The sequence below is a fragment of the Roseomonas haemaphysalidis genome (assembly GCF_017355405.1).
GTDB classification, from domain to species: domain Bacteria; phylum Pseudomonadota; class Alphaproteobacteria; order Acetobacterales; family Acetobacteraceae; genus Pseudoroseomonas; species Pseudoroseomonas haemaphysalidis.
Window position 1 is genome coordinate 419702 of the sequence record NZ_CP061178.1, and the last position, 21637, is coordinate 441338.

General features: G+C 71.5%; 22 protein-coding genes. 13 read left to right on the forward strand and 9 right to left on the reverse strand.

Going from position 1 to position 21637, the window contains the following annotated elements:
• Nucleotides 1-33: 33 nt before the first annotated feature.
• The 5 genes from ku to IAI59_RS19560 all read right to left on the reverse strand — a co-directional run bounded on the left by ku (nt 34) and on the right by IAI59_RS19560 (nt 6735).
• Complete coding sequence (ku, locus tag IAI59_RS19540; RefSeq protein ID WP_207416051.1) at nt 34-885, reverse strand: non-homologous end joining protein Ku; 852 nt, start codon at nt 883-885, stop codon at nt 34-36.
• Entirely contained in the window at nt 882-3350 is a 2469-nt protein-coding gene (gene ligD / locus IAI59_RS19545) for a DNA ligase D (protein ID WP_207416052.1), read from the reverse strand. Before ligD ends, ku begins: the two co-directional genes overlap by 4 nt.
• Before the next feature lie 79 nt (nt 3351-3429).
• On the reverse strand, nt 3430-4833 hold the full coding sequence (locus IAI59_RS19550) for an MATE family efflux transporter (protein WP_237180501.1): 1404 nt from the start codon (nt 4831-4833) through the stop codon (nt 3430-3432).
• 100 nt (nt 4834-4933) lie between these two features.
• On the reverse strand, nt 4934-5665 hold the full coding sequence (gene fhuF / locus IAI59_RS19555; RefSeq protein WP_207416053.1) for a siderophore-iron reductase FhuF: 732 nt from the start codon (nt 5663-5665) through the stop codon (nt 4934-4936).
• Nucleotides 5662-6735: an alpha-hydroxy acid oxidase gene (locus IAI59_RS19560; protein ID WP_207416054.1), complete on the reverse strand. Its 1074-nt coding sequence runs from the start codon at nt 6733-6735 to the stop codon at nt 5662-5664. Before IAI59_RS19560 ends, fhuF begins: the two co-directional genes overlap by 4 nt.
• A gap of 104 nt (nt 6736-6839) precedes the next feature.
• Here IAI59_RS19560 and hmuQ point away from each other — a divergent pair, with 104 nt between their 5' ends.
• Complete coding sequence (gene hmuQ, locus IAI59_RS19565; RefSeq protein WP_237180549.1) at nt 6840-7145, forward strand: heme-degrading protein HmuQ; 306 nt, start codon at nt 6840-6842, stop codon at nt 7143-7145.
• A 90-nt stretch (nt 7146-7235) separates the two neighbouring features.
• Nucleotides 7236-8252, forward strand: a complete 1017-nt coding sequence (locus IAI59_RS19570) for an NADP-dependent oxidoreductase (RefSeq protein WP_207416056.1) — start codon at nt 7236-7238, stop codon at nt 8250-8252.
• A 190-nt stretch (nt 8253-8442) separates the two neighbouring features.
• Here the strand turns inward: IAI59_RS19570 and IAI59_RS19575 are convergent, their stop codons facing one another.
• Nucleotides 8443-9408, reverse strand: coding sequence for a hypothetical protein (locus IAI59_RS19575; protein WP_207416057.1), 966 nt, complete (start codon nt 9406-9408; stop codon nt 8443-8445).
• 572 nt (nt 9409-9980) lie between these two features.
• Here IAI59_RS19575 and IAI59_RS19580 point away from each other — a divergent pair.
• From IAI59_RS19580 to IAI59_RS19590, 3 genes are all read left to right on the forward strand, one after another.
• Nucleotides 9981-11180: an amidohydrolase gene (locus IAI59_RS19580; RefSeq protein WP_207416058.1), complete on the forward strand. Its 1200-nt coding sequence runs from the start codon at nt 9981-9983 to the stop codon at nt 11178-11180.
• Entirely contained in the window at nt 11177-12760 is a 1584-nt protein-coding gene (locus IAI59_RS19585) for an ABC transporter substrate-binding protein (protein ID WP_207416059.1), read from the forward strand. Before IAI59_RS19580 ends, IAI59_RS19585 begins: the two co-directional genes overlap by 4 nt.
• A gap of 176 nt (nt 12761-12936) precedes the next feature.
• The gene (locus IAI59_RS19590; RefSeq protein ID WP_207416060.1) at nt 12937-13845 is read left to right on the forward strand and encodes an alpha/beta hydrolase; all 909 of its coding nucleotides are present in this window, start codon (nt 12937-12939) and stop codon (nt 13843-13845) included.
• A 30-nt stretch (nt 13846-13875) separates the two neighbouring features.
• Here the strand turns inward: IAI59_RS19590 and IAI59_RS19595 are convergent, their stop codons facing one another.
• On the reverse strand, nt 13876-14121 hold the full coding sequence (locus tag IAI59_RS19595) for a DUF3126 family protein (protein ID WP_207416061.1): 246 nt from the start codon (nt 14119-14121) through the stop codon (nt 13876-13878).
• Nucleotides 14122-14373: 252 nt separating this feature from the next.
• Here IAI59_RS19595 and IAI59_RS19600 point away from each other — a divergent pair, with 252 nt between their 5' ends.
• From IAI59_RS19600 to IAI59_RS19610, 3 genes are read left to right on the forward strand one after another with little or no spacing between them, the layout of a single operon-like run.
• Nucleotides 14374-14766, forward strand: coding sequence for a response regulator (locus IAI59_RS19600; RefSeq protein WP_207416062.1), 393 nt, complete (start codon nt 14374-14376; stop codon nt 14764-14766).
• A 12-nt stretch (nt 14767-14778) separates the two neighbouring features.
• On the forward strand, nt 14779-15513 hold the full coding sequence (locus tag IAI59_RS19605) for a DUF7168 domain-containing protein (protein ID WP_207416063.1): 735 nt from the start codon (nt 14779-14781) through the stop codon (nt 15511-15513).
• The gene (locus tag IAI59_RS19610) at nt 15513-15965 is read left to right on the forward strand and encodes a hypothetical protein (protein WP_237180502.1); all 453 of its coding nucleotides are present in this window, start codon (nt 15513-15515) and stop codon (nt 15963-15965) included. Before IAI59_RS19605 ends, IAI59_RS19610 begins: the two co-directional genes overlap by 1 nt.
• 170 nt (nt 15966-16135) lie before the next feature.
• Here IAI59_RS19610 and IAI59_RS19615 read toward each other — a convergent pair whose 3' ends face one another.
• Nucleotides 16136-16738 carry a hypothetical protein gene (locus tag IAI59_RS19615; RefSeq protein WP_207416064.1) on the reverse strand — a complete coding sequence of 201 codons (603 nt, stop codon included), beginning with the start codon at nt 16736-16738 and terminating at the stop codon, nt 16136-16138.
• 72 nt (nt 16739-16810) lie between these two features.
• Complete coding sequence (gene cysK, locus IAI59_RS19620) at nt 16811-17779, reverse strand: cysteine synthase A (protein WP_237180482.1); 969 nt, start codon at nt 17777-17779, stop codon at nt 16811-16813.
• A 66-nt stretch (nt 17780-17845) separates the two neighbouring features.
• Between cysK and IAI59_RS19625 the strand changes: the two genes are divergently transcribed.
• From IAI59_RS19625 to IAI59_RS19645, 5 genes are all read left to right on the forward strand, one after another.
• The gene (locus tag IAI59_RS19625; RefSeq protein ID WP_207415694.1) at nt 17846-18364 is read left to right on the forward strand and encodes an RrF2 family transcriptional regulator; all 519 of its coding nucleotides are present in this window, start codon (nt 17846-17848) and stop codon (nt 18362-18364) included.
• 63 nt (nt 18365-18427) lie between these two features.
• Nucleotides 18428-19183 (forward strand): 2-keto-4-pentenoate hydratase, encoded by a 756-nt coding sequence (locus tag IAI59_RS19630; RefSeq protein ID WP_207415695.1) that lies wholly within the window; start codon nt 18428-18430, stop codon nt 19181-19183.
• Between the two features lie 85 nt (nt 19184-19268).
• Entirely contained in the window at nt 19269-20294 is a 1026-nt protein-coding gene (locus IAI59_RS19635) for an aldo/keto reductase (RefSeq protein ID WP_207443912.1), read from the forward strand.
• Nucleotides 20291-21148 (forward strand): amidohydrolase family protein, encoded by an 858-nt coding sequence (locus tag IAI59_RS19640; RefSeq protein WP_207415696.1) that lies wholly within the window; start codon nt 20291-20293, stop codon nt 21146-21148. Before IAI59_RS19635 ends, IAI59_RS19640 begins: the two co-directional genes overlap by 4 nt.
• Nucleotides 21142-21591, forward strand: coding sequence for an RbsD/FucU family protein (locus IAI59_RS19645; RefSeq protein WP_207415697.1), 450 nt, complete (start codon nt 21142-21144; stop codon nt 21589-21591). Before IAI59_RS19640 ends, IAI59_RS19645 begins: the two co-directional genes overlap by 7 nt.
• Nucleotides 21592-21637: the final 46 nt, after the last annotated feature.

Consider the following 21637-nt stretch of genomic DNA (forward strand, 5'->3'; position numbering starts at 1 on the left):
CGCTTGTAGCGAAGTGCTGCGCGGCCGTCTCGCTCATGCCCGCTTGCGGCGCGCGGCAGGCTTCGCGCCCGGCTTGGCTTCCGCCTTCTTGGGCTTGGCCGCCGCGCGTTGCTTTAGGCTGTCGCGCAGCGCGGCCATCAGGTCGATGACGTTGCCCTTGTCCGGCGCCTCGTCCGGCTCCGGCTCCGGCGGCTTGCCCTGGCGGCGGGCCTCGATCACCTCGCGCAGCTTGTTCTCGTAGCGGTCCTCGGTGTCGGCGGGGTCGAACCCGGCTTCCTGGCGCTTGATCAGCTGCCGCGCCAGCTTGACCATCTCCTTGTCCGGCTTGGCCTTGGGCACCGCGTCGAAGGCGTCCTCGGAGGCGCGCAGGTCGCCCTGCTCATGCAGCGTGTGCAGCACCAGTCCGCGCCCCAGGGGCAGAATGCCCACCGCCCGTTCCCGGCGGAACAGCACCAGCCGGGACAGCGCCATCATGCGGCTTTCGGCCAGCGCATCGCGCAGCACGGCATAGACATCGGCGCCCTCGTCATCGTCCGGCACCAGATAGTAGCTGGTGTCGAAGTACAGCGGCCCGACATCGGCGGCGGCAACAAACTTGCCGATGGACAGGGTGTGGCTGCTTTCCACCCGCGCGTTGTCGAAGTCCTCGTCGGACAGCAGCACGTACTGTCCCTTCTCGACCTCGAAGCCGCGCACCAGCTCGCTGCGCTGCACCTCCTTGCCCGTTTCGGCATCCACCGCCTCGTTGCGGATGCGGTTGCCGGTCTTGGGGTTGATCATGTTGAAGTGCAGGTTGTTGCGCTCCTGCCGCGCGCTGAGCAGCGCGATGCGGCAGGACACCAGCGCCAGGCGCAGCGTGCCGCGCCAAAGGGGACGTTCGCTCATCGGTGCTTGGACTTTCCTTGCAGGTCGGGCAACGGCCGGGCCGCGCGGGCATAGCCGGCCCAGGGGTCCGGGCCGTCCAGCCGCGCGGGCGCGGTGCGGATAGTGAAGGCGCGCGGGTCGAAGCCGGGTCGCAGTTCCTCCCACGCCACGGGCACCGAGACGGTGGCCCCCGGCCGGGCGCGCGGCGACCACGCGGCCACGGCCGAGGCCACGCGGTCGTTGCGCAGGTAATCCAGGAACAGCCGGCCGCGACGCGCCTTTTTGCTGATGTTGGTGGTGTAGCGCTTCGGTTCCGCTTCCGCGATCACGGCGCACAGGGCGTGGCAGAAGTCCTTTGCCGCCGGCCATTCCGCCTTTGGCTGCAACGGCACCACCACGTGCAGGCCCTTGCCGCCGGTGGTCTTCACGAAGGCGGCGAGGCCAATGGCCTGGAGCTGCTTCCGCAGGGTCCCGGCCGCCTCCATCACCGCGTCGAAGCCCAGCCCCTCATCCGGGTCGATGTCGAACACCAGCCGGTCGGGCTTCTCGAAATCCGCTTCCGTCGCGCCGCCGGGGTGGATTTCCAGGACCGCCGCCTGCGCCAGGGCGCCCAGCGCGGCATCGCTGTCGATCGCCAGAAACGGCTCCGCCTCGCCCGCCAGCTCCACCCGCCGCAAGAGGCTGGACGTGCCCTGGCCTGGGTGGCGCTGCAAAAAGCGCGGGCCGTGGGTGCCGTCCGGCATGCGCAGCAGCGCCACCATGCGATGCGCCGCGTAGCCCAGCAGGCGCGGCGCCACGGCGGCGTAGTAATCCGCCAGTTCCTGCTTGGTGATGCCGTCTTCCGGCCACAGCAGCTTGTCCGGGTGGGTCAGCCGCGTCCCGCCGGGCTTCGCCCCGTCCTTTCCGGCGGCGGGCGCGGGCGGGCGGACGGTCGCGGCGGGCTTGTCGTCGCGCACGCCCTTGAACGAGGCTTGGCGGATGCGGCCCTCGCCTGTCCAGCCGGCGTAGTCCACCTCCGCCACCAGCCGCGGCTCCACCCAGTGGGCGCCGCGCCGGTCGGTCGGGGCGGGCTTGTTGCTGAAGGGCGTGTCGCCGCGCGCCAGCGGCTTCAGCAGGCGCTTCAGCTCCGCCGCGCGGGCGCCGGAAATGCCCGACCCGACGCGGCCCAGATACACCAGCCCGCCGTCGCGCCAGGCGCCCAGCAACAGGGTCATGCTGCCCTTGGGGCCGGTGCCATGGCCGCCGATCACGAACTCGTCGCGCCCCCGGCACTTGGCCTTCACCCAGTCGCCGCCCCGCCCGGCCCGGTAGGGCGCGTCCAGCCGCTTGGACACCACCCCTTCCAGCCCCATGCGGCAGGCGGATTGCAGGATGGCGGTGCCCGAAGCCTCGAAATGCTCCACGAAGCTGACCGCCCCGGGGGCCTCGTCCAGCAGTGCCGCGAGCCGCGCCTTGCGCTCCCGCAGCGGCCGCGGGCGCCAGTCGCGCGTGCCCTCGGCCAGCAGGTCGAAGGCGAAGAAACGCAGCGCGTCCGTGCGGCCGCGTTCCAGCGCACCCACCAGGGCGGCGAAGTCGGGGTGGCCCTCGGCGTCCATGGCCACCACCTCGCCATCCAGCACCATGTCGGGCAGCTGGCCGAGTGCCGCGGCGGTTTCCGGGAAGCGATGGGTCCAATCCAGTCCGGACCGGCTGAACAGCACCGCCTTGCCGCCGGCGATGCGCGGCTGAAGCCGGTAGCCGTCCAGCTTGATCTCATGCACCCAGCCCTCGCCGCCGGGCGCGCTGGCGGCGCTGTCGCACATCTGCAACGGCAGGAAACCGTCGGGCACCGTTTCGGCGGGGGCGGGCACGGCCTTGGCGGCGGCGGAACCGCGCGGCCTGGCGGGCTTGCGCGCCCTGGCCTTCTTGCCGGCGGCGATCTCCGCCATGCTACGGCCGGATGCGACGGAGGAATCCTCGGCGACCAGCGCCTCGCCTTCCCCGGGCCGCGCCTCGTCATCGCGTTCCTTGATCAGCAGCCACTGCGGGGTCTTTTCGCGCGGGCGGGGGCGCATGCGCACGAGCGTCCAGCCGCCGCGCAGCCGCGCGCCGTGCAGCCGGAACTTCATTTTGCCATCGGCCAGCGCCGCCTCGGGGTCGGCATCCAGGCTGTCCCAGGTGCCCTGGTCCCACAGCATCACGGTGCCGCCGCCGTATTCGCCGTCCGGAATGGTGCCTTCGAAGGTGCCGTAATCGAGGGGGTGGTCCTCCACCTGCACCGCCAGGCGCTTGTCGGCCGGGTCCAGGCTGGGGCCGCGCGTCACCGCCCAGCTTTTCAGGGTGCCGGCCAGTTCCAGCCGGAAGTCGAAATGCAGCCGCGTGGCGTCGTGCTTCTGCACCACGAAGGACAGCGTCCCGCCGCGCTTGCGGCCTGCCCTGCCCGGCGGCTCCGCCGTGCGGGTGAAGTCGCGCTTGGCGTTGTAACGGTCGAGTGTCGCGGATGGCATGGAGCAGCCCCCCGGCCGGCGCGCGACGGCGGCGCCGGTCCTGCGAAGGAAAAGCCCCGAGGCGCCGCCGGGTTGCGGTTCACGCCGCCAGGGCGCGCGCCGCCAGCTGTTCCGGCGGCAATGCCGACATGCGCCGCCAGCGCAGCGTCATCAGCACCGCCACCACCGCCAGCCCCGCGGCCAGCCCGAACCACACCCCCACCGGCCCCATCCCGGCGGAAAAGCCCATCAGGAGGCCGAAGGGCAACCCCAACCCCCAGTAGCCCAGCGCCGCGAACAGCAGCGGCATGCGCGTGTCCTTCAGCCCGCGCAGCGCGCCGGCGGCGGTGGCCTGCACGCCGTCCGCCAGCTGGAACACGCCGGCGACCATCAGCAGCAAGGCCGCCAGCTCCCGCGTCGGCGCCAGCTCGGGCGGCAGGAACAGCGCGGCGATGGTGCCGGGCACGGCCAGCAGCATCACCGCCGTCGCCGCCATGAAGGCGACGGAGATGCCGATCGCCGTCCAGCCCGCCAGCTGCGCGCCGGCACGGTCCAGCGCGCCGGCGGCCAGCCCGACCCGGGCGGTGGCCGCCTGGCTGACGCCCATCGGCACCATGAAGGTGGCGCTGGCCACTTGCAGCGCCACGGCATGCGCGGCCACGGCGGTGGAGCCGAACCAGCCCATCACCAGCGCCGTCCCGCTGAACACCCCGATCTCCAGCAGCATGGTGCCGGTGATCGGCAGGCCGACGCGCACGATCTCCGCCATGCGGCGCAAATCGGTGCGCCAGAAGCGCCCGGCCAGCCGGAAGCGGGCGATGCGCCGGTCGCGCGACATCAACACAGCCAGCGCCACGCACATGAACAGGTTGGACCCGGCGCTGGACAGCCCCGCCCCCAGCGTGCCGAGCTGCGGCGCGCCGAAGCCGCCGGCGATGAACACGTAGCCCAGCAAGGCGTTCAACCCGATCGCCGCCAGCGACACCCACAACGCCATCTGCGGCCGCTGCAGGGCCGACAGAAAGCCGCGCAGCAGCATGAAGCCGTAGAACGGCAGCACGCCCCACAGGATGGCGCGCAGAAAGCGCTCTGCTTCCTGCGCCAGCGCCGGCTCCTGCCCCGAGGCCAGCAGGATCGCGCCGCCGTGCCACAGCAGCAGCCCGATCGGCACGAAGCCCAGCACTCCGAGCCACAGCGCCTGGCGGAAGGTGCGGCGCATCTCCCGCACGTGGTGGCGCACATGGCCCTTTTCCTGCGCCAGCATCGCCGTGGCCGCGAAGGCCAGGCCGAATGGCAGGGACAGGGTGATGAAATACAGGTTGCCGCCCAGCGTCGCCGCCGCCAACGGCACCTCGCCCAGCCGGCCGAGATACAGCGTGTCGGTCAGCAGCAGCGCGATCTGCGACAGATTGGTCAATGCCAGCGGCCAGGCCAGGGCCAGCATGGCGCGCAGCTCGCGCATCCGCCCGCCGGCAGGGCGGGGGGCGGTGGGGGCGGGGGTCATCGGGGCGTTCCTTGTTTGGCGCCCGGCTTAAAGCAAACAACGCGACAGGGAAATCAGCGAGGGGCGACGGCCCCGCCCGCCGTATCGGCGCCGCGGTGCCTCAGGCGGCTTCGCGTGCCTCGGCCCGCCCGCCCGGCACCGGGCAGCTGGCGCCGCAGCCGGCAAAGCCGGGCAGGAGGTAGCGCAGGCAGCACACCCGCCGCTGCGCCGGGCCGCCGCCGGGCGGCGCGCGCAGTGGCTCGTGCACCGGGTTGGCCCATCCGTCGGGCCAGCTGGCGCTGCCGAGCAGCATCGCCGCATCCTGTTCCGCCTCGGCCCCCAGGCGCCCGGCGCGGCGCGCGAGATCCACGGTGCCGGCGATGCGGACGCCGACATTGCTCCAGGCCAGGCGGGGCGTGATGCGGTCGGCGGCGGACAGCGCCTCGATCAGCGGCGCCAGGTGGTCGCGCACCAGGGGGGCGAAGCGGGCCATGCCCCGCGCGGCGACGGCGCCGCCCGCATGGGGCAGCACAAAGCCACGCGGCCCGCCCTCGGGGCCGACCAGCAGGGTGACGTCGTCCAGCGCCAGGGGCAGGTCGCGCCCGGCCATCAGGTTGGCGGCCAGCACGGGGTACACCAGCCGCACGGCATAGCTCTGCATCCACATGGACACGCCGGCACGGCGGTCGGCCTCGCCGAACTGCTGGCAATAGCGGTCCAGCAGGGTGCGCAGCACCTCCGGCCGGCGCAGCTGGCTGCCACGGATCACCTCGCCATCGCCGGGCACCAGGGCGAGGTAGCCATGCGCGAAGCTCAGCGGGCCGGTCAGCAGGGCGTCGATATCCGGCGTCATGGCCTGTTCCACAGCACATGGGGGCCGATGTCGGCCAGGGTGGGGCAGCCGGTCTGGGCCATGGCGATCTCCAGCTCCGTGCGCAGCAGGCTGAGCACGTGCGCGACGCCGGCGGCACCCGCCACGGCCAGGCCATGCAGCACCGGGCGCCCCACCAGCACGGCACGGGCCCCGAGCGCCAGAGCCTTCAGCACGTCCGTGCCACGGCGGATGCCGCCATCCAGCAACAGCGGCACGCGCCCGGCGACGGCGGCGGCGATGGGAGGCAGGGCGTCGATGCTGGCGGGCGCGCCGTCCAGCACCCGGCCGCCATGGTTGGACACGACGATCCCGTCCGCGCCGGCATCCAGCGCGCGGCGGGCATCGGCCGCGGTCATGATGCCCTTGAGCAGCAGCGGCAGCCGCGTCGCGGCGCGCAGGGCGGCGACATCGGCCCAGCTGGGGGCATCGCTCAGCAATGCGAAGGTATCGCTGTTGGCGGCGCGCGGCGCTGCCGGCATGCCGCGCAGGTTCACCGCCTCCACGCCCGGCGGCAGGCGGAAGCCGGCACGCTGCTCGGCGTTGCGCAGGCTGACGCCGGCATCGACCGTCAGGACGATGGCACCGAAGCCCGCCTGTTCCGCCCGGCGCAGCAGCGCCAGGGTGAAGCCGCGGTCCGGCTGCACGTAAAGCTGGAACCAGGGGGGCGGCGCATGCCCGGCCAGGGCGGCCACCGGTTCCAGCGCCGTGCTGGCCTGGGCGCTGACCACCAACCCCGCCTGCATGGCACGCGCGCCCGTGGCGGTGGCCAGCTCGGCTTCCGGGTGCAGCAGGCGGTGAAAGGCGGTGGGGGCCACCAGGATGGGGTGGCGGTGCTCGTGGCCGAACAGATGCAGGTGGGTGCCGGCCCCCCCGAGGTCGGCCAGCACGGCGGCGTTCAGCTTGAGCCGGGCAAAGGCGGAAAGGTTGTCGGCGGCGGTCAGGCCATCGGCCGCGCCGGCCTCCACATAGGCCCAGGCCGCCTCGTCCAGGCGGGCCCGGGCGTGCGGCGCGTAGTCGGCCACCGACACGATCCCGGACGGGACCTGCATCGGCGGACGGATCCCGGCGTTGCGCTGAAGGGCCATGTCCTTAGGCCTAGCACATTGCGAATTAGTCGCAAGTTCAAATGGAGATGTCCGTGCCATTTATCGCCATGAACCGCTTCCGCATCGTGCCCGGCGCCGAGGCGGCGTTCGAGGAGGTCTGGGCCAGCCGCGATTCTCACCTGCGGGAGGTGCCGGGCTTCGTGTCCTTCCACCTGCTGCGCGGCGCGGCGGCCGAGGACCACATGTTGTACGCGTCCCACACCGTCTGGCGCTCGCGCGCCGACTTCGAGGCCTGGACGGAGTCCGAGGCGTTTCGCGCCGCGCACCGCGGCGCCGGCGGCAACCGCGCGCTTTACCTGGGCCCGCCGCAGTTCGAGGGCTTCGACAGCGTGCAGGAGCTGCTGCCGGGCTGAGCGCCGGCGGCGGCGGTTGGATGTATCCATGCGGCAGTTCCATCGGGGGCCCGGCGCCCCCATCTGGTGCACCAACCGATGGAGCACAGCATGACGCAGACCAGCCGCCAGATCCGCCTCGCCGCCCGCCCGGACGGCCGGCCCGAGGCCAGACACTTCCGCTTCGAGGAGCACCCCGTCGCCGCGCCGGCCGAGGGCGAGGTGCTGCTGCAAACCCTGTTCCTGTCGCTCGACCCCTACATGCGCGGCCGCATGAGCGACGCCAAATCCTATGCCGAGCCGGTCGCGATCGGTGCCGTGATGGAAGGCGGCACCGTCAGCCGCGTGCTGGAATCGCGCCACCCCGGCCTGCGGGCGGGCGACGTGGTGCTGTCGCATGCCGGCTGGCAAACCCATGCCACCGCCCCGGGCGACAGCCTGCGCAAGCTGGACATCGGCATCGCGCCGGTCAGCACGGCGCTTGGCGTGCTGGGCATGCCGGGCTTCACCGCCTGGGCCGGGCTGCTGCTGCTGGGCCAGCCCAAGGCGGGCGAAACCGTGGTGGTCGCCGCGGCCACCGGCCCGGTGGGCTCGGCGGTCGGGCAGATCGCCAAGCTGCGCGGCGCGCGCGCCGTCGGCATCGCCGGGGGGCCGGACAAGTGCCGCGCCCTGCGCGAGGAATTCGGCTTCGATGCCGCGATCGACCACCGGGCGCCGGACTTCGCGGCCCAGCTCGCCGCCGCCTGCCCCGAGGGCATCGATGTCTACTTCGAGAACGTCGGCGGCGCGGTGTGGGACGCGGTCTTCCCCCTGCTGAACAAGTTCGCCCGCGTGCCGGTCTGCGGGCTGGTATCGCAGTACAACGGCGCTGCCTCGGAAAGCCCGGACCGCCTGCCGGCGCTGATGCGGCAGGTGCTGTCGCGGAGCCTCACCATCCGTGGCTTCATTCAGACGGAATTCGCGGCCAGGAAGCCCGACTTCCTGCGCGAGATGGGGCAATGGGTGTCGGAAGGAAAGGTTCGCTATCGCGAGGACGTGGTGGACGGGCTGGACCGGGCGCCGGAGGCCTTCGCGGGGCTGCTGGAAGGCAAGAACTTCGGCAAGCTGCTGGTGAAGGTCAGCGACTGAGGGGCCGGGAAAGGTTGGGGGAAGGAATTCCCCCAAGCCCCCATCTTTTTTCTGACTGATCGCGAGGTTGAGGGGTCGGGGCCCAGACCGCGTCGGTGCATTTGGGGGGAAGCCGGGGCATCAGGACAGATGCGGCTTGCAGTGAAACCCGATCGTATGGCCAGGCGTTCCGACCCTTCTATTCCGCCGCTTACGACCCGTTGATTCCGGCTGCCAGGTCCAGCGAGCCCTGCTTGGGCAAGGCGTGCACGTAGCGGTAGCGGTAGGACTTCGCCCGGCCGCTGCCGACTTCCTCGCAGGTCCAGGACGCCAGGCCGCCGGCGTTGATCATGTCGTCAAAGGCCTGGCGGCACTCCTCGCGGAACTTCAGGCGTTGCCGGGTGGTCTCGGCCTTGTAGTCGCGCCCCGCTAGCTCGGACAGCATCTCGACGGCCACCCAGGTGTAGTCGGGCTGGGAATCGATGAACGGCCAGAAGGCCTTGGCGTAGTCGGACCGCAGCTTGAAATAGGTTTCACCGTCGATGCTGGCCAGCGTGCGGCTTTCGAACATGTCCCGCACCCATTCGCCGTAGGCGACCTTGACGCGGGAATCGAGGGTGATGCCATCCCACTCGATGCGGCCCAGCAGGTTGTCGGAATAGCCGGCGGCGGCAAGGCGGCCCGACTGCGTCGCGGCCTCGTATTGCGCGAAATCGCCCTGGTAGAAGCGGAAGGACACCGAGCGCAGCTCCTCGAACACCCGCAGCATGGTGCCGAGGTTGTTGACATGGGCGGTGCGCCCGGTGGCCGAAAGCAACGCGCGCCAGGTGGTCTCGGTGTGATAGTAGGGCAGCGGCTGCGCGCCGTTCTGCGGCGCCATCTCGGTGCGCTTGGCGCGCATGCGGAACAGCGCGTATAGCGCGTCGCGGTGCTGCGAGCCCAGTTCGCGGCCACGCACCTCCACCACCGTATGTGGCCGCACCACGTACAGGCGCTGGAAGCCGCTGTCGGTGATCAGCCCTTTCTTGCGCGGCGCGAAGGCCGAGGTGCGTGCCAGGCGGGATGGCATGACGGTGGGCGCCTTGCGGCCACGGCGGTTCGCCTTGGCGCGTTCAAAGCGCTCCAGGCGCTTGCGCTCAGCTTCCGTCAGGTCCTGGCCGCTGCTGCTTGTCGACACGATTTCCGACCCTTTGATTCCCGCAGGCCCCGGCAGGCTAGCATTGCCGGGCGCCAAATTGCACCTGTGGGGAATCAACGGGTCGTTTTGCGCCTCTTGGCTTGGCCCGGCAGCCGGTCGCTGTGGACAGCCTGGTGGATGATTGAAGGGAGGGGTCGCTTTTGGGAATGGCGGGGTCGCCAACGGGAACAGCCGGGTCGGATTCCGGAGGCAACGGGTCGTTTCGACGGAACAGCCTTCGGAAAACAAACGAACTTTTTCGAAATAGACTTTCTAAATAGACTGAGAATCAGACACTGACTGACCGTGCCTGTGGATGGTTTGGCCGGCCGAGGCGGCCCCGGTTGGCCTGCGGCGTCCATATGACGCCGGTATCACCGCATAGCGACCCTTCCATTCCCACCACGCCGCGACTCGCGGCGGAAAATGGTCGTCGAGGCAGCAGCAAAAACGACCTCTCCATTCCAGACGGCCAAGCTCACGCGACCCGTTGATTCCCGCCTGAGATTGACCGAACCCCGGTAGGCCCTCACTCTGCAGCCTTTCCCGACCCCGCCATGGAGCGACCCAGCATGTCCCGGCAAGCGATCCTCGACACGATCCGGCAATTCGAGCCGGAGCTGGTGGCGATCCGCCGCGACATCCACGCCCATCCGGAAACCCGCTTCGAGGAGGTCCGCACCGCCGGCATCGTCGCCAGCAAGCTCCGGGAATGGGGGCTGGCGGTGGAAGAAGGCATTGGGCAGACCGGCGTGGTCGCCACGCTGCAAGGCCGCCGCCCCGGCCAGCGGGCGATCGGCCTGCGGGCGGACATGGACGCGCTGTTCATTCAGGAGGAGAACGACTTCGCGCATGCCTCCAGAGTGGAAGGCAAGATGCACGCCTGCGGCCATGACGGGCACACCACCATGCTGCTCGGCGCGGCCCGCTACCTAGCGGGCAACCCGGACTTCGCCGGCACCGTGCACTTCATCTTCCAGCCGGCCGAGGAAGCCGGCACGGGCGCCGCGGCGATGCTCAAGGACGGGTTGTTCGAGCGCTTCCCGGTGGACGCCGTCTACGGCATGCACAACACCCCGGGCATGCCGGTCGGCCACTTCGCCACGCGCCCGGGGCCGATCCTGGCCGGCGCCGACTTCTGGGGTGTCACCTTCACCGGCACCGGCGGCCATGGCGGCGCCGCGCCGCATCTGGCGACCGACACCACCGTGGTGCTGGGCCACTTCCTGCTGGGCGTGCAAACCATCCTGCCGCGTAACCTGAAGCCCACCGAGGCGGCGGCGCTGTCGGTCGGCCATGTGTCGGGCGGCACCTTCGGCTCGCCCAACGTCATGCCGTCGCGCATCGTGGTGCGCGGCACGGCGCGCTATTTCCGGCCCGAGGCGCAGGTGGTGATCCGCCAGCGCCTGGGCGAGCTGGCGCGGACGCTGGCGGCGGCGCATGGCTGCGAGGCAGAGCTGAGCTACGAGGCGCTGTGCCCGCCCACCGTGAATACGCCGGAAAAGGTGCCCGTGGCCAATGCCGCCGCGTTGGCGCTGGTGGGCCCCGAGAACCTCGGCGAGTTTCCCATGAGCACGGGGGGCGAGGACTTCGCCTTCATGCTGCAGCAGCGGCCCGGGGTGTTCATGCGCATCGGCAATGGCGTCAACGCCGATGGCAGCTTCCACAACGTGCACACGCCGAAATACGACTTCAACGACGACATCCTGGGCCTGGGCGCCGCCTATTGGGCGAGCCTCGTGCAGCAGGAACTGAGCCTGGAAGACCGATGAGCCCGATCCCGTTCTGCCGCCGCGCCGCCCTGCTGGGCTGCGCCCTGCTGTTTCCGCTCGCGGCGCTGCCCGCCGTGGCGCAGCCCCTGTCCATGGCGGTGAGCGCCCCGCCCGCCTCGATCGACCCGCACTACTACACGCTGACGCCGAGCATCCAGGTGTCGCGCCACATGTTCGAGGCGCTGACGCGGCGCGACGAGAACGTGCGCGTGCAGCCGTCGCTGGCCGAATCCTGGCGGCTGGTGGACGACCTGACCTGGGAATTCAAGCTGCGCGCCGGCGTGACCTTCCACAACGGCGACCCGCTGACGGCCGAGGACGTGGCCTTCTCGCTCAAGCGCGTGCCGACGGTGCAAAGCCCCAGCTCCTTTGCCGTGTATTCGCGCGCCATCACGGGCGTGGAGGTGGTGGACCCGCTGACCATCCGCTTCAAGACGGCGACGCCCTACCCCCTGCTGGCCAACGACCTGGCGCAGATCTTCATCGTGCCCCGCGCGATCGGCGAGAACGTGCCGTCGTCTGACTTCAACTCCGGCAAGGCCGCGATCGGCACCGGGCCGTTCCGCTTCGTGTCCTACGACCCCAACAACCGGGTCGAGATGGCGCGCAACGACAGCTACTGGGGCAACAAGCCCGAGTGGGAGCGGGTGAACTACCGCATCATCACCAATTCCGGCGCGCGGGTCGCGGCGCTGCTGTCGGGCGATGTCGCGGTGATCGACAACGTGCCCACCGCCGACGTCGCGCGCATCCGCAACAACGACCGCGTCAGCATCTCGGAAGGCACCAGCCTGCGGCTGATCTTCCTGGGCCTCGACACCGAGCGCACCACCACGCCCGACGTGCGCGGGCCGAACGGCGAGGCACTGGACAGCAACCCGCTGCGCGACCGCCGCGTGCGCGAGGCGCTGAGCATCGCCATCAACCGCCCGGCCATCGTGCAGCGGGTGATGGAGGACGTGGCGGTGGCCGCCGGGCAGTTCATGCCGGCCAATTCCTTCGGCTACAACCCGGCCATTCCCGTGCCGCGCTTCGACCCCGACCGCGCCCGCAAGCTGCTGGCCGAGGCCGGCTACCCCAACGGCTTCAGCGTCACGCTGCGCGGCCCCAACGACCGCTACATCAACGACAGCCAGATCCAGCAGGTGGTGGCGCAGATGTGGGCGCGCGTCGGCGTCAAGACGCAGGTGGAGGCGGCGCCACTGGCCACGCTGATCGGCCGGCTGAACCGTTTCGAGGCCTCGGCCTACCTGCTGGGCTGGAGCAACAGCACGGGCGAGCCGTCCACCTCGCTGCGCGCCGTGATGGGCTCGCGCGGGGAAGGCAGCAGCCTCGGCCTGTCCAACTACGGGCGCTATTCCAATCCGGCCATGGACAAGGTGACCGAGGAGGCGATGCGCACGCTGGATGACGCGGCGCGCGAAAAGCTGATGCAGCAGGCCATGAAGATCGCGATGGACGACGTCGCCGTGATCCCGCTGCATACCCAGAAGAGCGTCTGGGCCACGCGCCGCGGGTTGACCTACACGCCGCGCCTGGACGAGGAAACGGTCGCGACCGGCGTGCACAGCGCCCGCTGAAACGACCCTTCTATTCCAAAGCCGCCGCGAACCCGGCTTGCGGCGGCGGGCGCCGGAGCGCCTGGCGCGGGGCGGTGCGGCCAAGGGGGGATCTGCTCCCTTCCGCGGTCGTTCCGCGCAACTGCTGGCAGGCTGGGCCATTCACAGCCGGCAACCGCCCGCAGGCCGCCCTTCCCATGTCCGAAGCAACGACGCCCCCCCGCCCCGCCCGGCGGCCCGATGCCCCTGCCGGCTGGTCCGGCGGCCGGCGGGTCCTGGGCGCGGCGGGGCTGCTGCTGGCCGCCGCCTGCTCGCCGGTGCGGGTGCTGAACGGTCTGGCACCGGAACGGCTGGCGGGCGAGGCGATCGCCTACGGCCCCCTGCCCCGGCAGAAGCTGGACCTGTACCAGCCGCGGCCGGACGTGGCCTCGCCCCCGGTGGTGGTGTTCTTCTATGGTGGCAACTGGTCCTCGGGCGACCGGGCGATGTACCGCTTTGTCGGCGCCAGCCTGGCGGAACGCGGCTGCATCGTGGTGATCCCGGATTATCGCCTGTTTCCGGAGGTGCGCTTTCCCGACTTCCTGGAGGATTGCGCGAAGGCGACGCGCTGGGCGTTTGACCAGCGCACCGCGCTGCACGCCGACCCGGGGCGGCTGTTCCTGATGGGACATTCGGCCGGTGCCTACAACGCCGTCATGCTGGGTCTGGACCCGCGATGGCTGGACCCGGTGGGGATGCGGCCGCAACGCGACCTCGCGGGGGTGATCGGCATCGCCGGCCCCTACGACTTCCTGCCGCTGCGGGATGCTGAGCTCCAGCAGATCTTAGGCCCCGAGGAGCAGCTGGCCCGCACCCAGCCGATCAACTTCGTAGATGGCCAGGCCCCGCCGATGCTGCTGCTGCAGGGCGACGCGGACAGCACCGTCGGGCCGCGCAACACCCGCAACCTGGCGGTGCGCATCCGGGAACGGGGCGGGCGGGTGGAGGAGCGGATCTATCCCGGCGTGGGGCACGCGACCATCGCGGGCGCCCTGGCCGGACCGGTGCGCTTTCTGGCGCCGACGCTGGACGACTCCCTGGCCTTCATGGGCGTGGCGAAGGCCTGAGGGCGGGGGCGGCGGGCCCCCGCCCGGGTGTCAGCGCGCCGGGCGCTTGGGCGCGCTGCGCGGCACCGGCGGCAGGTCTTCTTCCAGGATGGTGAGGTGCACGGAATAGGATGTCTCACCCTCGTCGACATCCTTGTGCACGGTGCCGATCACCTCGTCCTCCACGGCGACCTCGACCGACAGGCCCTGGCGGGCCGGCGGCACGATGCGGAGCCGCTCGGCGCCGAGCAAACGGCGCAGGTAGGTCTGGACGCGGTCGATATCCGTGGGGGTCATGCTGTCTCCTGGAATGGCGGAGCCTTTCAATGCCCGCGCGGCAGGGTGCGGTCCAGCGCCCGGGGCGATGTTTTCACGGGCCGGGGCACCCGAAGCGCCATCGGCATGCAACCCCGTGGCCGATGAAAGGTTCCTACGGCAGGAACCACACGTTTGCGTGTCCTGCCCCGGCCTTGGCTCTTGGCAACGGCTTGGCTTGCCCATATGGGGCTGGCGGTGGACCAACCGCTGCTATCTGTTGGAAAGATTGCCATGCCTGCTGACGACCTCGCCGATACCAGTCGTCCGACCATTCTGGTGGTCGAGGATGAGCCGATCGTGCGCATGGTCACGGTCGCGATGCTGGAGGACATGGGCTTCCGGGCGGTCGAGGCCGCAACGGCCGCGGCCTTGATGAGCTGCATCGACCCGGCCGAGGGCACGCTCCGGGCCGTGCTGCTGGATGTGCATATCCCCGGCGCCGCCGGCCGCGACATGGTGCAGGAGATCCGCGCCCAGCGGCCGGAGGTGCCGGTGCTGATCGCCAGCGGCGCCGACACGGAGGAGCTGCGCCAGCGCTTCGACCGCCACGGCGGCATCGACTTCCTGCCCAAGCCCTACGCCAATGCCGAGTTGCGGCGGGCGCTGGAGCGGCTGGGCCTTTGATCGCGCCCGGCGATGGCGACCATCCAGGACCCTGAGATCGACCGCGTGAAGGCGCGCATCCGCGCGCTGGCCGAACGCACCGTATCCAACGGCTGTACGGAGGCAGAGGCGATGGCGGCCGCTGAGATGGTCGGCCGCCTGCTGGAGCGCTACGCGCTCAGCATGCAGGAGATCGACCTGCGGCAAGCGCGCTGCACCCAGGTGGAGGTGCCCTTGTCCGGCCGGCAGCGCCGCCCGATCGACGGCTGCGTGCCGGCCATCGCGCGCTTCTGCGACTGTAAGGTGTGGCTGGCGCGGGACGGCGGCACCGCGCGCTACGTCTTCTTCGGCTTTGAAACGGACACCGCCCTGGCCGCCTGGCTTTACGAGGTCATCGGCCGCGCCATGGCGGCTGAGCTGGTGGCGTTTCGCGCGGCGCACCCGGCATTGCGCGGCACGCCGCTGCGCCGCGGCTCCATCAGCTTCCAGCAGGGCATGGCGATGCGCCTGGCCGAACGGCTGGAGGCCCTGCACGCGGCGCGCGAGGCCGAGGTGGGCGAGCAGCGCCAGCAGGGCGGCGCGTTGATGCTGGTCAAGCACCGCGTGGTGGACGACGCCTTTCGCGAAACCGGCACGCGGCTGGTGTCCGGCGGGCGGCGCCCGCTGCGCCAGGATGCCGCCTTCCGCCACGGCGAGGCCGCCGGCAGCCGCGTCAACCTCAATCGCCCGTTGCGCGACGGCGGCGGGGGCGGCGGGCTGCTGGGCTGATGCGCCGCCCCGCCGACCGGCAGCGCGCCCGCGTGTATGCCTGGGAGGATGCCGAGGTGGCCCCGCGCGGCGGCGGCACGCAGCCCTTCGGCCGGGCCCAACCCATGGTGGATGCCATCTGGCGCGACCTAGGGCTGCGCCACCCGCCCGCCGTGGAGCCCCTGCCCCGCCAGTCCCGCCGCCTGCAGGCCGATGCCAACCGGCTGCGGCTGCGGTTGCCGCCGGAATGGCCAGACTGGCTGCTGCTGCACGAGCTGGCGCATGCCCTGAGCAGCACGGCGGAAGGGCACAGCGACGGGCACGGGCCGCGCTTCATGGGCCTCTACCTGCAATTGCTGGAACGCTACATGCGGCTGCCGGCCGCGGCGCTGGCACCCTCGCTCCGCGCGGCCGGCATCGCCTGGGACCCGGCCGCGCGGCCGCTGTTCCTGGAGCCCGGACGCGGCGACTGACGCGGTTCCGCGCCGGGTGCGACCATTCCGGCATAAAAGATCGTCGCTGCCGAGGAAACGATGCTTCCAACGCCGCGTCGGTTCACCCCTGCCCGCCTGTTGCCGCGCCTGCTCGCGACGGGTTGCAGCTGGGCACGCTCAGCCTGCCGACCGCAAAGAACGCGGGGGCCTCAGCCCCCCGGCAGCCGCAGGCCTCGCAGCCCCTGCGGCAGCGTGATCTGCGGCGCGCCACTCGGCAGGCGGAACCGCGCCGGGTCCTGCGCGCCATAGGCGACGCGCGTGGCCAGCAGCACTTCCCGCCGCCCGGTCTGCTGCAAGCGCAGCAGCACGCCGTCCGGGGTCAGGCAGGCAGTGCCGCCCTTGCCGTCCCTGCGGTCCAGCCGCCAATCGGTGCAGCGCAGCCCCGCCACGGTGCGCGGACCAAGGCGCGTCACCTGCCCCTGGGACGACGGGTCGTCCATCAGCATGGCGATCTCCGGCGAGTCCGGCAGGCGCATCACCAGCCCCTGCCGCATGACCATGGAGGCACGGCGCGAGCGTTCCTCCACCAGCACCCAGCCGGGGGCGGAGTCATTGTCCACCCGCAGCAGCCGCTGGCTGGCCGACCAGCTGGCATCGATGTCGCCGCGCACCTTGTCGCTGCCTTCCAGGCGATAGGTGATGGCGACGTCGCGGGTCGGCAGCAGCGTGGGGCGCGCGGGCGCGGGTTGCGCCATGGCGGGCACCGCCGTGGCGGCGGCGGCGAGCAGGGCCATGGCCATGCGCTGGATCATCGGGCGTCTCCCTGGATTGGCTGAGCCTCACATGGGGTTTGCGGGCCGTCACATCATCCCTGCGTCAGCCGCTCACAATCCGTGGAAGAGATCGGTGGAGAGGTAGCGTTCGGCGAAGGAGGCGGCGATGCCGACGATGAGGTGGTTGTGGTGCTGGGGATGGGCGGCGAGGTCGAGCATGGCGTGGAGCACGGCGCCGGAGGAGATGCCGATGGGGATGCCTTCGCTGCGGGCGCACAGGCGGGCGGCGGCAAAGGCGTCGCGCTCGGTGACGCGCTTGAGGGTGTCCACCTGCTCGAGGTCGAGCACGGCGGGCTTGAAGCCGGCGCCGATGCCCTGGATCTCGTGCGGGCCGGGGTCGTCGCCGGACAGCACGGCGGATTCGGCCGGCTCCACGCCGACCAGCAGCAGGCCGGGCTTGCGGGGCTTGAGGGCGCGGCCGATGCCGGTCAGCGTGCCGCCGGTGCCGAGGCCGGCGACCACGACGTCCACGGTGCCGGCGGTGTCGTCCCAGATTTCCGCGGCGGTGGTGTGCTGGTGGATGGCGGGGTTGGCGGGGTTGTCGAACTGGCGGGGCATCCAGGCGCCGGGGGTTTGCTGGGCGATGGCCTCGGCGCGGCTGATGGCGCCGGCCATGCCCTGGCTGGCCGGGGTCAGCACCACCTCGGCGCCGAGCAGGCGGAGCATCTTGCGGCGCTCGGCGGAGGCGCCGTCGGGCATGGTGACGACCAGGCGGTAGCCTTTGGCGGCGGCGGCGAAGGCGAGGGCGATGCCGGTGTTGCCGGAGGTGGGCTCGACGATGGTCTGCGGCGGGCTGGCATCGGGGCGGAGGGCGCCGCTGGCCTCGGCGTCGTCGATCATGGCGCGGCCGATGCGGTCTTTCAGCGAGGCCAGCGGGTTGAAGAACTCGAGCTTGAGGGCGAGGCGGGCGGTCAGGCCCCGCTCGGCCTCGAGGCGGGGCAGGCGGACCAGGGGGGTGTGGCCGACGGTGTCGAGGATGCTGTTGTAGAGGCGGGGTGCGGCGGGCCGCGGCGGGGGCATGTGACCGTGGGGCATGGGGCGCTATACCACGTGATGCAGGCGTGGATCGCGGGAAAGGGCGGAAAAATGTTGTTGCGGCGGGACCGGGCGATGGTGGCGGTGTCGATTGTGCTGGACGTGGCGTTTCACGCGGGGCGCGGGGGCACGGTGCCGGCGGGCGACATTGCGGAGCGGCTGGGGGAAGCGCGGCGGGGGATCGAGCCGGTGCTGCAGGCGCTGAGCCGGGCGGGGCTGCTGGGCAGCACGCGGGGCCCGAAGGGGGGCTACCGGCTGGGGCGCGCGGCGCGGGACATGCGGCTGTCGGAGGTGGTGGGGGCGGTGAGCGGGGCCAGCGAGGAGGACGGCGACGCGGCGGGGCCCGGCGCGGGCCGCGCGGCGGGCGAAGCACCGGCAGGCGAAGCACCGGCAGGCGGAGCACCGGCGGGCGGGGCGCTGAATGCCGCGGTGGTGGCGCCGCTGTGGGACGCGCTGGAAGCGCTGCTGCTGGACCGGCTGGGCGAGACCACGGTCGCGCAGCTGCTGCAGCAGGCCGCCGCCAAGGGCCTCCGCCGCCCCACCCCAGAAGCCCTCAACTTCGCTATCTGAGCCAGCGGGGCTGGCTGCCGGCCGCACGGCGCGGCACAAAGCAACAAAGGGAAGGAGTCCTCTATGCCAACCGATATTGCCGCCGCCGCCGAAGCCCTGTTGCAGGCCCGCAAAAGCGGCGTCTGGCTGGATGCCCTGCCCGAGGGCGCCCGCCCGCAAACGCTGGAGGAAGCCGCGGCCATCCAGCGCCTCGTCGCCGAGGCGCGTGGCCCGGTGGGCGGCTGGAAAGTCGGCGCCGCCAACCCGCAGGCGACGCCGGGCGGCGCGCCGCTGAACGCCGCCGATCTGCAGATGACGCCCGGCCCCCTGCCCGCCAGCCGCTTCAACGTCATCGGCGTGGAAGCCGAGATCGCGTACCTGCTGGGTCGCGACCTGCCGCCGCGCGACGCGCCCTACACGCGCGAGGAGGTGCTGGACGCGGTGGAAAGCCTGCACCCGGTGATCGAGCTGGTGGACACCCGCTTCAAGCGCCTGAAGAGCACCGACCCGCTGAGCCACACGGCCGACCAGGTGAATCACGGCGCCCTGGTGATCGGCCCCGCGCTGGCGGACTGGCGCGGCATCGACCCGGTGAACCAACCGGTGCGCCTGTCCTTCGACGGCAAGACGGTCCTGGAGCAGGTCGGCGGCAACACCGCCGGCGACCCGGTGCGCCTGCTGCAATGGCTGGCCGACACGGGCGCGCGCGCCTATGGCGGCCTGTCCGCCGGCATGGTGATCACCACCGGCAGCTGCACCGGCCTGCTTATGATCGAGCCCGGCACCCGCGTTCTGGCCGAGTTCCCTGGCCTGGGCTCGGTGGAAACCGCGGTGGACTGATCCGCCTCCCCTCCCCCGCCGGTGCGTGGTAGCCTCGGCGCCGAGGCCGCCACCACACGAGCGGCCGGGGAGGAACAACGTCGTGATATCCCAGCGCAGCCTGGGCCGCACAGGCCTGAGCGTTTCGACGATCGGCTTCGGCGCCGCACCCCTGGGCGACCTTTACGCCAAGCTCGACGACAGCACGGCCATCGCCACGGTGGAGGCGGCGGCCGCCGCCGGCATCACATTGTTCGATACCTCGCCACACTACGGCAACGGCCTGGCGGAGCACCGCGTCGGCACCGCGTTGCGCCGCTTCGGACGGGACCGGGTCGTGCTGTCCACCAAGGTCGGGCGGGTGATGGACCCGCGCCGCGCCCCGGCGCCGCCGCCGGCCGGCGTCATCTCCCCTGGCTTCGCGGGCGGACTGCCGCACGCGGCGGCCTTCGACTATTCCTTCGATGGCACCATGCGCGCCTTCGAGCAGTCGCTCCTGCGGCTCGGCACCGACCGCATCGACCTGCTGCTGATCCACGATATCGATGTCTGGACGCATGGCCCCGACGCCATCGAGGGACGCATCCGCGAAGCCATGGAAGGTGCCTACCCGGCCCTGGAACGCCTGCGGGCCGAGGGGGTGGTGAAAGGCATCGGCATCGGCGTCAACGAGGCGGACATCGCCACGCGCTTCGCCGAGGCCGGCGACTTCGACACCATGCTCCTGGCCGGCCGCTACTCGCTCCTGGAACAGCCGGCGCTGGAGCGCTTCCTGCCGGTCGCGCGACGCAAGGGCATGGGCATCCTGATGGGCGGCGTGTTCAACTCCGGCATCCTGGCGACCGGCGCGGTGGAGGGCGCGCACTACAACTACGCCCCTGCCCCGCCGGCAGTGCTGCAGCGGGTGCGCCGGATCGAGGCGGTATGCCGGGCACACGACGTGCCACTCGCGCGCGCGGCACTGCAATTCCCCCTCGGGCATCCCTCGGTTTCCTCGGTCGTGCTTGGCGCCGTGACACCGCAGGAGGTCGCGGCCAACGCCGCTGCGGCAGCAGAGCCGGTGCCGGCCGCGCTTTGGCAGGCTTTGAAGGACGAGCGGCTTCTGGACGCCGACGCACCGGTTCCGGCATGACCGCCCGGATCGACGCGCACCAGCATTACTGGCGCACCGCCCGCGGCGACTACGGTTGGCTTTCCCCCGCCCTGGCGCCGATCCACCGGGATTTCGGTCCGGCCGACCTGCAGCCCCTGCTGCTGCGTCACCGGATCGATGCCACCATTCTGGTGCAGGCGGCGCCCACCGTGGCGGAAACGCGCTTCCTGCTCGACCTCGCGGCTGCCACGCCGAGCGTGGCGGGCGTGGTCGGCTGGGCACCGCTTGCGGCACCGGATGCCGTGGCGCAGGTCGCCGCCCTGGCGGCCGACCCTCTGCTGGTCGGATTGCGGCCGATGCTACACGACCTAGACGACCCCGACTGGGTGCTGGGGGACGCACTGCCGCCCGCATTGCAGGCCATGGCGCGGCATGGGCTGGTGTTCGATGCGCTGGTGCGGCCACAGCACCTGTCGCGGATCCTCGTTTTGGCCGACCGCTGCCCGGAGCTGCGCATCGTCATCGACCACGCCGGCAAGCCCGACCTGCGCGCCGCCTGGAATGAGCGCTGGGCGGCGGACATGGCGGCCCTGGCCGCACGCCCCTTGGTGTGTTGCAAGCTGTCAGGGCTGTTGACCGAGGCTGCGCCGGGGGCGGATGTCGCGGTCGTGGCACCGGTCTTCACGCAGTTGTTGCGGATTTTCGGTGCGGAACGCCTGCTGTGGGGCAGTGACTGGCCGGTGCTGAACCTGGCGGCGGATTACGACCGTTGGGTGGCAGTGACGGAAACGCTGCTGCAACCACTCCGCGCCGCGGAGCGCAAGGCCATCCTGGGCGGCGCGGCAGCGCGGATCTATCTGGAACGTCGGGGAAGGAGGCTTGCGGGATGTTGAAGCATATGGACCCCCTGCTGACGCCAGACCTTTTGTGGGTCCTGGCCGCCATGGGGCATGGCGACGACCTGGCGCTGGTGGACGCCAATTTCCCGGCGGAGGCGATCGCCCACGTGACCGCCAGCCGGCGCCTGGTGCGCTTGCCGGGCCTGCGCATGGGGGCCGTGGCGCGCGCCATCCTGTCCGTGCTGCCGGTCGATACGTTCGTGCCCGACCCGGTGCGACGCATGGAGATGGTGGACCACCCCGATCAGGTTCCCCCCGTGCAGCAGGAGGTGCAGGACGCCGTGAACCACGCGCTTGGCCAGCCCCGCTCCCTGGTGGGCATCGAGCGCTTCGCGTTCTACGATGCGGCTCGTGCCGGCTTCGCGGTAGTGCAGGTGGGCGACGCCCGCCCCTATGGCGACTTTCTGATCCGCAAGGGCGTGATCGCCGGCAGTTGAGCGCCGAGTTGGATGCATCCAACTCGGCCATTCCGGCTTGATTTCC